This is a genomic window from Nitratidesulfovibrio sp. HK-II (assembly GCF_003402415.2).
GTDB lineage: Bacteria > Desulfobacterota > Desulfovibrionia > Desulfovibrionales > Desulfovibrionaceae > Cupidesulfovibrio.
This window is the reverse complement of record NZ_AP036014.1, coordinates 3,453,084-3,466,902: the sequence shown is the minus strand read 5'-3', so window position 1 is coordinate 3,466,902 and position 13,819 is coordinate 3,453,084. Positions and strand designations below refer to the sequence as shown.

At 69.4% G+C, this 13,819-nt stretch carries 13 protein-coding genes; 8 read left to right on the top strand and 5 right to left on the bottom strand.

All coding sequences use genetic code 11. From position 1 onward, the window contains the following. Window positions 1-15 precede the first annotated feature (15 nt). From nspC to speB, 3 genes are all read left to right on the top strand, one after another. The gene (gene nspC, locus RVX_RS14645; protein ID WP_116307937.1) at window positions 16-1,233 is read left to right on the top strand and encodes a carboxynorspermidine decarboxylase; all 1,218 of its coding nucleotides are present in this window, start codon (window positions 16-18) and stop codon (window positions 1,231-1,233) included. A gap of 206 nt (window positions 1,234-1,439) precedes the next feature. After that, window positions 1,440-1,649 (top strand): hypothetical protein, encoded by a 210-nt coding sequence (locus RVX_RS14640; protein ID WP_116307936.1) that lies wholly within the window; start codon window positions 1,440-1,442, stop codon window positions 1,647-1,649. A 296-nt stretch (window positions 1,650-1,945) separates the two neighbouring features. Then, on the top strand, window positions 1,946-2,815 hold the full coding sequence (speB, locus tag RVX_RS14635; RefSeq protein WP_116307935.1) for an agmatinase: 870 nt from the start codon (window positions 1,946-1,948) through the stop codon (window positions 2,813-2,815). Between the two features lie 220 nt (window positions 2,816-3,035). On the opposite strand, the gene RVX_RS14630 is transcribed toward speB, so the two are convergent. Beyond that, window positions 3,036-5,711: an EAL and GGDEF domain-containing protein gene (locus RVX_RS14630; protein WP_116307934.1), complete on the bottom strand. Its 2,676-nt coding sequence runs from the start codon at window positions 5,709-5,711 to the stop codon at window positions 3,036-3,038. A 326-nt stretch (window positions 5,712-6,037) separates the two neighbouring features. On the opposite strand from RVX_RS14630, the gene RVX_RS14625 reads away from it, so the two are divergent. The 3 genes from RVX_RS14625 (at window position 6,038) to RVX_RS14615 (ending at window position 9,307) form a co-directional block, all read left to right on the top strand. Then, window positions 6,038-6,463, top strand: coding sequence for a universal stress protein (locus RVX_RS14625; protein ID WP_007524182.1), 426 nt, complete (start codon window positions 6,038-6,040; stop codon window positions 6,461-6,463). Window positions 6,464-6,536: 73 nt separating this feature from the next. Further along, window positions 6,537-8,003: a cardiolipin synthase gene (gene cls / locus RVX_RS14620; RefSeq protein WP_116307933.1), complete on the top strand. Its 1,467-nt coding sequence runs from the start codon at window positions 6,537-6,539 to the stop codon at window positions 8,001-8,003. Window positions 8,004-8,359: 356 nt separating this feature from the next. Beyond that, window positions 8,360-9,307, top strand: coding sequence for a zinc dependent phospholipase C family protein (locus RVX_RS14615; RefSeq protein WP_230404802.1), 948 nt, complete (start codon window positions 8,360-8,362; stop codon window positions 9,305-9,307). 161 nt (window positions 9,308-9,468) lie between these two features. Here the strand turns inward: RVX_RS14615 and chrA are convergent, their stop codons facing one another. Beyond that, window positions 9,469-10,719, bottom strand: a complete 1,251-nt coding sequence (gene chrA, locus RVX_RS14610; RefSeq protein ID WP_116307932.1) for a chromate efflux transporter — start codon at window positions 10,717-10,719, stop codon at window positions 9,469-9,471. A 312-nt stretch (window positions 10,720-11,031) separates the two neighbouring features. Here chrA and RVX_RS14605 point away from each other — a divergent pair, with 312 nt between their 5' ends. Continuing rightward, window positions 11,032-11,337: a putative quinol monooxygenase gene (locus tag RVX_RS14605; RefSeq protein ID WP_116307931.1), complete on the top strand. Its 306-nt coding sequence runs from the start codon at window positions 11,032-11,034 to the stop codon at window positions 11,335-11,337. Window positions 11,338-11,429: 92 nt separating this feature from the next. Beyond that, the gene (locus RVX_RS14600) at window positions 11,430-12,059 is read left to right on the top strand and encodes a flavin reductase family protein (protein ID WP_420192358.1); all 630 of its coding nucleotides are present in this window, start codon (window positions 11,430-11,432) and stop codon (window positions 12,057-12,059) included. A 247-nt stretch (window positions 12,060-12,306) separates the two neighbouring features. Here the strand turns inward: RVX_RS14600 and RVX_RS14595 are convergent, their stop codons facing one another. From RVX_RS14595 to RVX_RS14585, 3 genes are all read right to left on the bottom strand, one after another. Then, window positions 12,307-13,143: a hypothetical protein gene (locus tag RVX_RS14595; protein WP_116307930.1), complete on the bottom strand. Its 837-nt coding sequence runs from the start codon at window positions 13,141-13,143 to the stop codon at window positions 12,307-12,309. 1 nt (window position 13,144) lies between these two features. Continuing rightward, window positions 13,145-13,378: a hypothetical protein gene (locus tag RVX_RS14590; protein ID WP_116307929.1), complete on the bottom strand. Its 234-nt coding sequence runs from the start codon at window positions 13,376-13,378 to the stop codon at window positions 13,145-13,147. 89 nt (window positions 13,379-13,467) lie between these two features. Next, the gene (locus tag RVX_RS14585) at window positions 13,468-13,803 is read right to left on the bottom strand and encodes a hypothetical protein (protein WP_116307928.1); all 336 of its coding nucleotides are present in this window, start codon (window positions 13,801-13,803) and stop codon (window positions 13,468-13,470) included. Between the last annotated feature and the right edge of the window lie 16 nt (window positions 13,804-13,819).

The window sequence follows — 13,819 nt, the reverse complement described above, 5'->3', positions numbered from 1 at the left end:
AGGAGTACCCCCTGAATGATGGACCAAGCCTATCTCGCCAAGCTCGACCCCACCCGCTTCCCGTCCCCGTGCTTCGTGGTGGACGAGGCGCGCATAGAGGCCAACGCCGCCATTCTGGACACGGTGCAGCGCCGCACCGGGGCCAAGGTATTGCTGGCGCTGAAGGGCTTTGCCATGTGGAGCCTGTTTCCGCTGCTGTCGCGCGCCCACGGCGGGGTGCTGCACGGCACCTGCGCCAGTTCCCCGCACGAGGCGCGTCTGGGCCGCGAGGAGTTCGGGGGCGAGGTGCACGCCTTTGCCGCCGGGTACAGCGACGCGGACATGGCCGAACTGGTGACCCTGGCCGACCACCTGGTGTTCAACTCGTTCGCGCAGTGGCACAGGTTCCGCCCGGCGGTGGCCGCGGCGGGGCGGCCCATCGAGTGCGGCATCCGCATCAATCCGGAGCACTCGGAAGGGGCGGTGGCCATCTACAACCCGTGTTCGCCCGGTTCGCGCCTGGGGGTGCGGCCCCACCACTTCGAGGCCGCACTGGCCGAGGCGGCGGCGCGCGGCGACGACGCGCTGGACGGCATCTCCGGTCTGCATTTCCATACCCTGTGCGAGCAGGACGCCGACGCGCTGGACCGCACCCTGCACGCGGTGCAGGCGAAATTCGGCGCGCACCTTGCGCGCATGAAGTGGCTGAACTTCGGCGGCGGGCACCATGTCACCCGCCCCGGCTACGACCTGGACCTGTTGTGCCGGTGCATCGACCGCATGCAGCAAAAGTACGGGGTGCAGGTGTACATCGAGCCGGGCGAGGCCGTGGCCCTGAACGCCGGGGTGCTGCTGTGCACCGTGCTGGACGTGGTGCAGGCCGACATGCCCATCGCCATCCTGGACACCTCCGCCGCCGCGCACATGCCCGACGTGCTGGAAATGCCCTACCGCCCCGGTTGCATCGGCTCCGGCCTGCCGGGCGAAAAGGCGTGGACCTGCCGCTTCGCGGGCAAGTCGTGTCTGGCGGGCGACGTCATCGGCGAATATTCGTTCGACGCGCCCCTGCAACCCGGCGACCGGCTGGCCTTTCTGGACATGGCCATCTACAGCATGGTCAAGACCACCACCTTCAACGGGCTGCAACTGCCCGCCATCGCACGCTACCGGCCTGCCGGTGCGGATGGGCGTGGCGCGCGGCGCGAGGTGGTGCGTTCCTTCGGCTACGAGGCATTCAAGTACCGCCTGTCCTGATGCGGCGGGCGGACCCCCGTCCCCGCGCGACGACGCTTGCGCCCGCACCCGGCAATGCCTAGCATGTGTGCATGCGGGCGCCACGCGCCCCGGAGGCGGCCATGATCTACATCGACGACAACGCGCGGGAACGCATCCTGTCGGGCGGCGGCAACGTGATCGTGTACATGCAGGCGGCGCGCGGCTGCGGCTGAGCGACGCGCATCATGCCCGTGCGAACCCCCGCCGTGCGCGTGGGGCAACCCCCGGAATGGATGCGGCCCGCCTTTCACCGGCACATGGTGGACGGCGTGGTGGTGTGGCTGGACCCGGCGGTGAAGCGGCTGCGCTGGGACGAACCGGCCCGCGTGCGGCTGCGCCGGTTTCTGTGGTTTTCGTATTTCGACGTGGAGGGCGCGCGTACCCTGGTGGCGTAGCCCGCCGTGGGGCGACAGACCACGCGGGACCTTGCGCCGGTTTCTGCTGGTCTTGCCCTGTCTGGCCCTATCTGGTTCGGTCTGGTGCGGTCTGGCGCGGTCTGGGGCGAACTCTCCGTGCCGTGCCTATGTGCCGCAGATAGCGGCGCTGTACGCGCTTTTCGTTTCCTGGTTTCTGCTGCCGCCCCCTGATGGGCGGTGTTGTTGGAAGGGCGCGCGACCTGTCAGGGGTGTCAGGCCGCGCGAATGGGCAAACAGCCGCCTTCCCGCGCGGGAAGGCGTTACCGGAGCTTGCCATGCGGCACGCCCAAGGGCGTTTTCTGGCCTCTGAACTGGACGATGTCGCGCCCGACGGGGCGCGTTTTCATGTCATTCCCGTGGGCTACGAAGAGAGCGTGTCCTACGGCGGGGGCACGGCGGCGGGGCCTGCCGCCATCCTTGCCGCGTCGGACCAACTGGAACTGTGGGACGGCGAATCGGTGCCCGCCGACCTTGGCATCCACACCGCGCCCGCCGTGGACTGTTGCGGCGGGGCGGAAGCGGTGCTGGCGCGCATCGAGGCCGCCACGGCCACGGCCCTGTCCCATGGGGGGCTGCCCGTGCTGCTGGGCGGCGAACACACCGTCACCCTGGGGGCGCTGCGGGCGCTGCATCGCCAGTACGGCACTTTTGGGGTCATCCAGTTCGACGCCCATGCCGACCTGCGCGACAGCTACGGCGGCACGCCCTACAGCCACGCGGCGGTGATGCGCCGCGCCGTGGCCGACCTTGGCCTGCCGCTGTTCCAGATCGGGGTGCGCGCCCTGTGCCGCGAAGAGGTGGACTGCCGCGCCGCGCTGGGCGTCGGCCATCTGGACGCCGCCGCGCTGGCCCGCCACGGCATCCCTGACCCGCTGCTGCCGCCGGACTTTCCGGAACGCATCTACGTGACCTTCGACGTGGACGGGCTGGACCCTTCCATCATGCCCGCCACCGGCACCCCGGTGCCCGGCGGCCTAGGCTGGTACGACGCCCGGCGCTGCCTGGAACTGGTCATGGCCGGGCGGCAGGTGCTGGGCTTCGACGTGGTGGAGCTGGCCCCCATGGACGGCTTTCACGCGGCGGACTTCGCGGCGGCCCGGCTGGTGTACGACATCATGGGGCTGGTGCAGCGGCTCTGCCGCTGAGTCGGCGTCCTTTCGCGTTCCTTCTTCCGCATGCGTTCCCCGCGCGCGGTTCTCGCGCGTGGGTCAGCCTTCTGCCGCATGCACGGGGCCGGGCGTCCGCACGCACGCGTCCCACCCGTACACAACAACGCCAGCGCCCCGGCCCGGAAACATCCGGAAGCCGGGGCGTTCGCGTCGTGCGGGGGGCAGCCTGGCAGGGGGTTGCCTGGCGGCCTGGCGGTCAGATGCCGTCCAGGCCCTCGTTTCCGTCACGGGGCACGGTCAGCCGCCTGCCCCGGGCCAGCAGCGCGGTGAAATCGTCCGGCGGCAGGGGGCGGCTGAACAGGAATCCCTGCACCTCGTGGCAGCCTTCCAGCAGCAGGAAGTTGAGCTGTTCCGGGGTTTCCACCCCCTCGGCCACCACGCGCAGGCCCAGCCTGTCGGCCATGGTGATGATGGTGGCGGCGATGGCGGCGTCGTTGGGGTCGTCGGGAATGTCGCGGATGAACGAACGGTCGATCTTCAGCGAGGTCAGCGGCAGGTTCTTGAGCTGGTAGAGCGAGGAATAGCCGGTGCCGAAGTCGTCCACCGAAAGGGCGATGCCCATTTCCGCCAGCTGGTTCAGCTTGCGGAGGGTGTGGTCCACGTCGGTGACGATGGTGGATTCGGTGATTTCCAGCTCCAGCAGGTGCGGCGGCAGGCCCGTTTCGCACAGCACGTCGGCCACCATGCCCACCAGGTTGGCGTGGCGGAACTGGTGCACGGAAAGGTTCACGGCCACGTGCAGGTTTTCGTGCCCGGCGTCGCGCAGGGCGTGGGTTCTGGCGCAGGCCAGGCGCAGCATGTGCTCGCCAAGGGGCACGATGAGCCCCGTGGATTCGGCCAGGGGGATGAACTCCGCCGGGTGCTCCTGGCTGCCGTCGGCGCGGGTCCAGCGGGCCAGGGCCTCCATGCCGGTGATCAGGCCGGTGTTCAGGTCCACGCGGGGCTGGTAGTGGGCGATGATGTGGCCCGCGGCCAGGGCGCGGTGCAGGTCGCCTTCCAGCGACAGACGGCGCACGGCGCGTTCGTTCATGGCCGGGGTGAACAGATGGTAGCGGCGCTTGCCCTGTTCCTTGGCGCGCGACATGGCGATGTCGGCGTTGCGCACCAGGGTGTCCGGGTCGTCGCCATCGTCGGGAAACAGGGCGATGCCCACGCTGGCGCCCACGAACAGTTCGTGTTCCTGCACCCGCACCGGCTCGGTGAACCGGGTCAGCAGCCGTTCGGCCACCTGCGCGGCGCCGCGTTCGCCCTGCACGTCCTGCAGCACCACCACGAATTCGTCGCCGCCCACGCGGGCCAGGGTATCCTGCGGACGCACCAGTTGGCGCATCTGCTCGGCGGCCTGCTGCAGGTAGATGTCGCCCACCATGTGGCCCAGGCTGTCGTTGACCTGCTTGAAGTTGTCCAGGTCAACGGACAGCACGGCCACCTTGCGGCCCTCGCGCCGCGCGCCGTTGATGGCCATGCCCAGCCGGTCGCGCAGCAGGGCGCGGTTGGGCAGGCCGGTGAGCGCGTCGTGGTTGGCCTGGTGCTGGATCTGCGATTCCTTGGCCTTCAGTTCCGTGATGTCGTGGAACACGGCCACGTAGTATTCGGTGCGTCCGGTGGGACCGGGTATGGCGCTGATGCTCAGCCATTCGGGGTACACTTCGCCGTTCTTGCGGCGGTTCCATATCTCGTCTTCCCAGCGGCCTTCCTCCACCAGGGCGCGCCACATGTCCTCGTAGAAGGCGTCGTCGTGATGGTGCGATTTCAGGATGCGCGGGGTGTTGCCCAGGGCGTCGGCGGCCGGAAACCCGGTGATGGTGGTGAAGGCCGGGTTCACGGCCACGATGACCCCTTCCGGGTCGGTGATGCAGATCCCTTCCAGCGCGTTGCGGAACACCCGCTCGAACAGCCGGGCCTGGCGTTCCGCCGCGCGGCGGCCGGAAATGTCGTGCACCACCACCAGCGCGGCCATGCCCCCGTCCTGATCCGCGTTCTGATTCCGGTCATGGTCGGGGGACAGGGACGGCGGCAGCGGCACCACGCTCACTTCGGCCTCGTGGGTGGACCCCGCGGTGCGGCACTGGCCTTCCATGCAGAACCCGCCGGTGGGGCAGGCGTCGCCAGCGTGCCCGGCAGGGACATCGGTCACGGGGCACCCGGCCAGCAGATGGTCGATGCGCGCCTCGATGTCTTCGGGCAGCAGATCCGCCGTGCGCATGGCCAGCAGGGTTTCGCGCGGGTGGCCGGACAGGCGTTCGGCGGTGCGGTTGCAGTCCAGGATGCGGCCGTCCTTGCCGCGCACGTACACCGCGTCCGGGGCCAGTTCGAACAGCGCGCGGAAGCGGGCGGTGCTTTCGGCCAGTTCGGCGGTGCGCTGGCGCACCTCTTCCTCGATTTCGGCCTGGACGATGGCGGTGACGTCGAAGGCCAGGCCCAGCACGCCCCCTTCGCCCGCCACGTCGGGCGGCAGGGGCAGCTTGGCCACGCGGAACACCCGTTCGGCGCCCCCGAAGGGCATCATGCGCTCGCACAGCAGGGGGGCAGCTGTGGCGGTCACCCGACGGTCTTCGTCCAGCAGGGCGTTGGCAACGGCGGGGGGAAAGAAATCGTGCGGGGTGCGCCCCACCACCTGCGCGCCCGGCACTCCGGCCAGGCTGGCGTACAGGTGGCTGGCGGCCAGGTAGCGGCCCGCGCCGTCGCGCAGGAACAGGGCCACCATGGGGTTGTCCAGCAGGGCGCGCAGCAGCCCGGAAGCATTGGGGGGATCGGATACGCCGGATGGGCCGGGCGACCCTGACCGTGAGGATGGTCCCGTCGGCGCGGAATCCCCCGCCGTGCCGCCGGTGGCGAACATGACCCCGTCGTCCAGCTTGTCGCCCGTCATCGCAGTCCCCCTTGGAAACATGGCGCGCGTGGAAGGCCCAATGGCATGGCATACCAGAAAGCCGGGGGGGCAGGAAGGGGCGGGGGGCAGCCCGTGCCGGGCGTCCATGGTGCGCCCGCGCCCATGCGGTGGCCCCCCGGCGAACGGCCAACCGGCCGGGACGGGGGTTGCGCAGGTCGCGCCAGTCGTGCCATTGTGCATGCATCGGCATCCCCCCGCCATGGTGCGGAAAGCCGCCCCGCATGCCGGAATCGGCGTGGCGGGCGGACGCTGGGGGTGCACCCACGCAGCGCCACCGGCGCGCCCAGCACGAAGGAGTCCGCGACATGCCCTATGCACGAATACTGCTTCCCATGGACGGTTCGGAACATTCTCGGCTTGCCCTGCGCCACGCGGTGAACCTGGCCCGTTGCGGCGACACGGGGCACGTGGTGCTGATGCACAGCTTTGGCGAAATTCCCGCCCTCATCGGCGGCGAGGCGCGCGAGGAACTGGTGCGCGAGTGCACGGCCGAGGCGGAACAGTTGCTTGCGGAGCCGCGCGCCCTGCTGGACGAACTGGGGGTGCCCAATTCCGTGCGCATCGTGGACGGCGCGCCCGGCCGGGCCGTGGTGCGGGTGTGCGACGAGGAAGGGTGCGACACCATCGTCATGGGGTCGCGCGGGTTGAGCGATCTGGGCGGCGTGATCATGGGCAGCGTCACCCACCAGGTGCTGCATCTGGCCAAGGTGCCGGTTCTCGTGGTCCGCTAGGTTCCGTCATGGTCCGGCCCGTCCGTCCCATGCCTGAACCCGCCCTGCGCGCCGCGCCGCCACGGGGCGCGGCATGACCCCCGCCGCCCTCACGCTGGGCGCGCTGCAGTGGCTGCTTATCGCGGGCATGTACGCGGTGTCCGTGTTCGCCGCGGGCCATGCCCTGCTGCACAAGCGCGACCCGCGCGCGGCGCTGGGGTGGATCGCCGTCTGCCTTACCTTTCCCGTGGCCGGGCCGCTGCTCTATTTCCTGTTCGGCATCAACCGCGTGCACAGTCGCGCCGCCCGCCTGCTGGAGGAATCGGAAACCCGCCGCCTGCGCGAGGGCGGCCGCCTGCACGGCGGCCCGGCCCGACACGAGCCGCCGGGGGCCATGCCTGCCGGCATCGTGCCGCAGCGGTACGAGCGGCTGGCCAGGGTGGGCTACGCCGTCACCGGGCGGCCCCTGGCCGGGGGCAACCACGTGCAGCCCCTGCACAACGGCGAACAGGCCTACCCCGCCATGCTCGACGCCATCGACAACGCCGAGCACAGCGTCTTCCTGACCACCTACATCTTCGGCACCGGCGAGGCGGGCCAGCGCTTCGCGGACGCCCTGGCCGACGCCACCGCGCGCGGCGTGGACGTGCGGGTCATCGTGGACGGCGTGGGCGGCCTGTACCACTGGCCGCGCGCCTGGCGGCGGCTGGCGAAGCGGGGAGTGCGGGTGGAGCGCTTCCTGCCGCCGCACCTCGTGCCGCCGCAGCTTTCGGTGAACCTGCGCACCCACCGCAAGGTGCTGGTGTGCGACGGCAAGGTGGGCTTCACCGGGGGCATGAACATCGCCCAGAACCACATGGCCGCCCAGGGCTGCATCCGTTGCGTCACCGACCTGCACTTCCTGTTCAGCGGCCCCATCGTGGCCCAGTTGCAGGAGGCCTTTCTGCGCGACTGGGGTTTCGTCACCGGGGAATACGCCCCCGGCCCCCCGGTGCGCGAGGAACCCTGCGGCGATTCGCTGTGCCGCATGGTGCTGGACGGCCCCGGCTTCGGCTTCGAGCGCGTGCACGACCTGCTGGCGGGCGTGGTGGCCGGGGCGGAGCAGTCCATCCACATCATGACGCCCTATTTCCTGCCCTCGCGCGAACTGATCAGCGGGCTGCGCGCCGCCGCCCTGCGCGGGGTGGACGTGCACTGCGTGCTGCCCAGCCGCAACAACCTGCCCTTCGTGCACTGGGCCACCCGCAACCTGCTGCCCTCGCTGCTGGAAAGCGGGGTGCGGGTGTTCTACCAGCCGCCGCCGTTCTGCCACACCAAGCTGCTGCTCATCGACGGCTGCTACGCCCACGTGGGCTCCGCGAACATCGACCCGCGCAGTCTGCGCCTGAACTTCGAGCTGGCGGTGGAGGTGCTGGACACCTCCGTGGCCCGGCAGCTTGGGCAGCACTTCGAGGCGGTGCGCGCCGTGTCCGAAGAGGTGTCGGCCGCGTCGCTGAACGCGCGGAGCATGCCGGTGCGCCTGCGCGACGCCGGGTGCTGGCTGTTCTCGCCCTACCTGTAGGGGTATCCTCTCCGCCCCCGAGCGGAAAAAAATCACGCATTGCCTCCGCCGGACGGGGCTTGCAGCCCCCCGGCATCATGGTGCTTTTCGTGGCGTGTTTCATGGCGTGTGGCGATCCCTTGCGAGGGGCACGGTGCGCGCCGCGTTTGCGTTGCGGGGGAATGCAATGATGGCGGCATGATGCAAGAGGGCGGGGCGGGACGGTGCGGGCCGTTCGGGGGCGCGTACCGTGGGGTTGACACCCCCGGCAGGGGGATTACAAGGGGCTCGCAACGCAGTTTTCCCGGAAGGTAGCCTTCGGAATGCATACGTCCCCCTTGCACCCGGTTGCGTGCGGCATGCCGTGCGACCCGCGCGTGTCCGATACCGATTCTCCCGCCATCCCCGCCCCCGCCTCGCGCGCGCCTTCGGCTCCGCGCGGCGTCCTGACTTTGTGCGCCGTTCTGGCGGCGTTGTGCGTGGTGCTGCTGCCCGACGCGGCCTTCGCCTGGGGGCCGGGCGTGCACATGGTGGCCGCGCACTGGCTGCTGCAGAACGCATCCCTGTTGCCCGCCGCCGTGGGCTCCGCCCTGCTGGCCCATCCGGACGCCTTCCTGTACGGCAGCCTTTCCGCCGACATCTTCATCGGCAAGGGCTGCACCGTCACCCCCGGCCACAGCCACAACTGGAGCACCGGGCACGCCCTGTACGAGGCGGCGGACACCCCGCGCCTGCACGCCTACGCCTGCGGTTACCTTTCCCACCTGGCGGCGGACACCGTGGCCCACAACCACTACGTGCCCACCCTGCTGGGCGGCACACCCGGCACCGGCAAGCTGAGCCACGTGTACATCGAGATGCAGGCCGACCGCATGGTGGAATGGGACGCGGCCGAGGCCGCCCGCCTGTTCCGCCTGCCCAACGGCGCGGCGGACCGCACCCTGCTTCAGGCCACCCACGGCGGTCACTGGCCCTTCGCCTTCAAGAAGCGGCTGTTCCAGGGCAGCGTGGCCGTCAGCGGCAAGCAGTCGTGGCGGCGTTCGTTGCGCCTGATGCACCGGGTCATGCCGCACGCGGCGGACCGGGCCTACCTGCGCGACATGATCGACGTCAGCGTGCGCGCCGTGCTGGATGTGCTGCGCGACCCGTATGCGTCCGCCGTGACGGGCATCGACCCCATCGGCAGCGATCACCTGGCCGAGGCCCGCGACGTATGCCGGGGCGTGCAGCCCCTGGTGGCCTGGCGTTCTGGCGGCGTGCGCTTTCCGCTGGACGAGCGGCTGGTGGATTTGCCCTACCTGCCCACCCCCTGCAAGGCGGCATAGGGGCACCGGATCTTTCCGCGCGTGGGCGCGCGGCGACATGACGACGCATGGCGATGCATGTCACGAAAGGCGGCGGGAGCAATCCCGCCGCCTTTCGTATGGACCCGTCGCTGGCGAAGACGCATGCCGAGGGGGGAAGATGCAGGGGGAACGGGCCGCAATCAGGCCAGCAGCCACGAGGCCAGCGCACCCGCGCCCACCACGTACAACACGTCCACCCCGGCGCGCAGCGCGGCGAAGGCCGCCACGCCGATGGCGGCGGGCAGGGGCGTGGGGGGCAGGGCCTGGGCCACGGTGATGGCGAGGTACCCCAGCAGGCCGGTGAAGCCCGCCAGCGTGGCCCGCACGGCGCGGCGGTAGATGCGCGAATGCTCTATGCGCGCCACCAGCCGCTCCGCGCCCAGCATGAAGAACAGCGACGGCGTGAAGATGGCGAGGCCCGCCACCACCGACCCCACCAGGCCGTCCACCCGCCAGCCGATGAAGGCGGCGGTGAGGATGATGGGGCCGGGCGTCACCTGGCCGATGGCCACCCCGTCCAGGAAGGCGGCGTCGCTCATCCAGCCCCGCAGGTGCACCACCTCGTGGCGCATCACCGGCAGGGCCGCCAGCGCCCCGCCGAAGGCCACCAGGTCGGTGCGCAGCATGGACACGGCCAGGGCGAACAGGTCGGGCCGCAGGGCCCCCAGCACTGCCAGCGCCACGGCCACCCCGGCCAGCCCCGCCAGCAGGCCGCGCAACGCGGCCAAGCTGCCCGGCAGGTTGAGCGGACCGCCGGGAGCGTTGCCGGGCGCGCCAACGGGTGTGGCGTCGCCGTCGCGGTATGCCAGCACGCCAGCCCCGGCAGCCGCCAGCACCGGCACGATGGGGTGGACGCCCAGCAGGGTCAATCCGCACACCCCGGCCCCGATCACCCAATCCATGCCCATGCGCAGGTAGCGTTTGCCGAAGTCGAGCAGCCCGGACACCATCAGGGCCACGGTGACGGCCTTCAGGCCGATGAACGCGGCCATGATGGCGGGCAGTTCGCGGTTTTTCCAGTACATGGCCGAGAGCAGGGTGATCATCAGGAACGCGGGCAGGGTGAACCCGAAGAATCCGGCCAGCATGCCGGGCGTGCCGCGCAGCCGCAGGCCCACGTAAGAGGCCACCTGCATCACCGTGGCGCCCGGCACCGCCTGGCACAGGGCCACGCCGGAGCGGAACGCGGCTTCGTCCATCCAGCCCTTGCGCTCCACCACCATGGCGCGCACCACGGGCAGCATGGCGGGCCCGCCGAAGGCCGTGGCCCCCAGGCGCAGGAAGGTCAGGAACAGTTCGCGCAGGGTGGGCGTGGCACCCGCGTGCGGCGGCGGGGAAGCGTTCGTGGGTGTGGCGGGCACGGTGACCTCGATGTTGCGGCGGAACGCCATGCAGCATGTCGGACGGGCATGGCGGGGACGCCCGCCGCGTCGATCGGAGCAGATGGTAATTTGTGTTGATATTCCAGTGTGATGCTCGCTGGTGATGCGTCTGTGCGGCAGCATTCTACTTGTGTAAGCGGTCGCTTACAAGGGCGGGTCACGGGCAAAATGCAGTTCGTGACAGGACACCTGAAGGTGTGTCGGTATCTTTCTGGTGCGTACTTGCCGAAAATGTTCCATTGCGCGAAACTCCGGCACCATCCGCGCGGTGGAGCACCATCGGCGGGATCATCTTTCAACACAGCGCAAGGAGCACATATCATGTCGCAAGCCGATACTCCCGTGGCCGTCACCGCCATGCTCACCGCCCGTCCCGGCAGCGAAGCCCGCGCCGCGCAACTCATCGCGGGCATCGTGGCCGCCACGCAGCGCCACGCGGGCATGCTGCGCTACGAGGCGCAGCAGCAACTGGACGCACCGCGCAACTTCACCTTCATCGAACAGTGGACGTCCAGGGAGGCCCTGGACGCGCATCTGGCCACGCCCGAGTTGCTGGCCTTCCGCGAGGCGGCGGCAGAGGTCTTCGAAGGGCCCTCCGACGTGCGCCTGTGGCGGCTGGTGAAGTAGCGGGAACGCTACCCTGCCGGGCCGTGGCGACACGGCCCCTTTGCACTTTCGCATTTCCCCCTTCCGCATCCCCCGACGGGGAGGAGGCCCCCATGGCAGACAACGTGACGACCAGTTCCCCGACCATCTCGGGGCGCGTCGACATCGCCCCCAACGCCTTCGTGGTGCCCATGGCCCAGACCATCGTGGGCTGCATGGCCGACGGCAGGCCCAACTTCATGGCCGTGGCCTGGCTGACGCGGGTCAACTACCAGCCCCCCATGCTGGGCGTGGCCATCAACCGGCGCAATTTCAGCCACGGGGCCATCGCCGCCAGCGGACAGTTCAGCGTGAACTTTCCCACCGTGGAGATGACGGCGGTCACCGACTACACGGGCATCACCTCTGGCGCGCGCGTGGACAAGTCCGGCCTGTTCGAGGTGTTCCACGGGCATCTCGACGCCGCGCCGCTGATCCGCGAATGCCCGCTGGGCATCGAATGCCGGGTGCACACCGCCGTGGAGTTGCCCAGCAACACCTTTTTCATCGGCGAGATCGTCGGGGCATGGTGCGCGCAGGACTGCCTGGACGGTGACGGCGCGCCAGACCCCAGGCTGATGCGGCCCATGTTGCTGACCATGCCCGACAACCGCTACTGGTCCATGGGCGACGTGGTGGGCCGGGCATGGCACGACGGCAAGGCCTTGCGGCAAAAGGCGGGCGGCGGCGAGGCGCAAGAATAGGTCCGGCGCTTGATTCCGGCGCGGGGGCCGTCCGGCTAGCTGATGCGTTTCGGGCGGACATGGCGGTATTGGCTTGTGGCTGCCCGGCATGCCGCGTGTGCGGACCCCGCGAATGCGTACGGCGCGGTATTCCGCGCCGTATGTCGTAACCTTGCGGGGATGGCCCCGCCTTCCCGTTGAGCGGGCTGCTTTGGGACCATCCCTGATCCGTCCTTGATCTGTCCATGATACGCGGCGGTCGCGCGGTTCAGCCCCGGGGTTTGAGCATCACCAGGAAATCGGGTTGAACCTTGCTGTCCAGCGGCAGTGTGGCGTGTGCGGTGTCCCGCTCCACCGTGTCCACTTCTGCCTCGTCAACGGGGTTCTTGTTTCGGTTCAGGACCACAAGGCTGCTGCCGACCGTGACCCCGTGCATGGACCCCAGGCCCACCAGCAATTCCCAGTGCTGCTTGCGGCGCGTCAGACGGTAGATGGGGGCAATGCCCTGCGCGGCGAGACTGCCGAGCCTGCGTCCGGAAATCCTGAAGCTGAGGTAGAAGCAGGCCGCGAGCGGGGGGACGATACCGAACAGGATGTAAAAGGGCGGGAAGCCCAGTTGCCGCTGACAGAAGGTGGGAGCCACGGAATTGGCGGCGGCCTGGTCGCTGAACACGCGCAGATCGTGCACCGGTTCCTTGTCGGCGACGGCATCGCCCCGCCGGAACACCTGCAGCATGTAAATACCGGTGGGAGTGTCCTGCTCCACGCTGGCCAGGGCCCGCCAGTCGCGCCCGGCAACCTCGACGAACGTTAGCGTCAGCCCCACGGCGTCTGTCCGGTAGTCCAGAAGTCTGCCTGCATCCTCCGGGCCTGTCTCCAGCGCGAATCCCGTCCCCACATCCACGGGCTTGTTCAACTGGGCGGTCAGGTATTCTGCTTCGCCCCGCACCACCTGCAACGGTATCCTGCCAAGAAAGCCTCCGGCCACGGTATCCATGAGGGCCAGCACCAGAAGCAGCAGCAGGGCTCTGCTCACCCAGGTCAGACCCTTCCAGGCGAGTTCGTCCCGCCGGGGCAGGCGTGGGGCATCCGGCAGTCGGGCCATGTCAGGCTTCCGTGGGCACGGTGGTGGGGCTTGCGGCGGTCAGGCGACGGATGGCCAAGCGCGAGGCAAAGACCGTAAGGGCGGCCAGGGGAATGAAGGTGCGCAGGAAGATGCCCGACAGGTCATCGGGATTCCGGCTGCCAAGATAAATGGCCAGTGCCAGTTCCGCCAGCAGCAGCACGTCCTGCGTCACCACCACCAGTGCCTGCTTCAGGTTGTACGAAGATCTGCTCATGCGCCGCTCCTTGTGCGTACCAGATTGGTTAAAGGGCCCGCCCCCGAGAGGATGCGGTCAAGGGGGGCGGGGGCGGGCCGCGGCAGGGGCTACTTCTTCATCAGGTTCTGCTTGGTGATGTTCATCACCTTCAGGGCAACCTTCTTGTCCTTTTCGGCGTCGTACGCGATGCGCAGGATGTCGCCGGGCACCGGGTCGATGCCGATCTTGGCCCTGGTCAGGTCCACCGTGGTGTTGACCCCGGTGGGATGGCCGAACTTGTAGTCCTTGTCGAAGTTGATGTCGTATTCCTCGATGGTGAGGGTCTTTGCCTGGGGGTTGACGTCCAGGCACTTGCCCTGAATGACTTCCGCGGCAAGGACCGGGGCCGCCGCAAGCAGGCCGGAAAGCAGCGCTGTGGCGCTGAAAATGGCGAACTTCCTCATTTCTCCACTCCGTATT

Bases quoted from the DNA above. Each gene is read 5' to 3' on its own strand.
- RVX_RS14625 (WP_007524182.1), top strand. From the start codon at position 6,038: ATGCCCTATGCACGAATACTGCTTCCCATGGACGGTTCGGAACATTCT.
- nspC (WP_116307937.1), top strand. From the start codon at position 16: ATGATGGACCAAGCCTATCTCGCCAAGCTCGACCCCACCCGCTTCCCG.
- speB (WP_116307935.1), top strand. From the start codon at position 1,946: ATGCGGCACGCCCAAGGGCGTTTTCTGGCCTCTGAACTGGACGATGTC.
- RVX_RS14600 (WP_420192358.1), top strand. From the start codon at position 11,430: ATGGCAGACAACGTGACGACCAGTTCCCCGACCATCTCGGGGCGCGTC.
- cls (WP_116307933.1), top strand. From the start codon at position 6,537: ATGACCCCCGCCGCCCTCACGCTGGGCGCGCTGCAGTGGCTGCTTATC.
- RVX_RS14590 (WP_116307929.1), bottom strand. From the start codon at position 13,378: ATGAGCAGATCTTCGTACAACCTGAAGCAGGCACTGGTGGTGGTGACG.
- RVX_RS14630 (WP_116307934.1), bottom strand. From the start codon at position 5,711: ATGACGGGCGACAAGCTGGACGACGGGGTCATGTTCGCCACCGGCGGC.
- RVX_RS14605 (WP_116307931.1), top strand. From the start codon at position 11,032: ATGTCGCAAGCCGATACTCCCGTGGCCGTCACCGCCATGCTCACCGCC.
- chrA (WP_116307932.1), bottom strand. From the start codon at position 10,719: ATGGCGTTCCGCCGCAACATCGAGGTCACCGTGCCCGCCACACCCACG.
- RVX_RS14640 (WP_116307936.1), top strand. From the start codon at position 1,440: ATGCCCGTGCGAACCCCCGCCGTGCGCGTGGGGCAACCCCCGGAATGG.
- RVX_RS14595 (WP_116307930.1), bottom strand. From the start codon at position 13,143: ATGGCCCGACTGCCGGATGCCCCACGCCTGCCCCGGCGGGACGAACTC.
- RVX_RS14585 (WP_116307928.1), bottom strand. From the start codon at position 13,803: ATGAGGAAGTTCGCCATTTTCAGCGCCACAGCGCTGCTTTCCGGCCTG.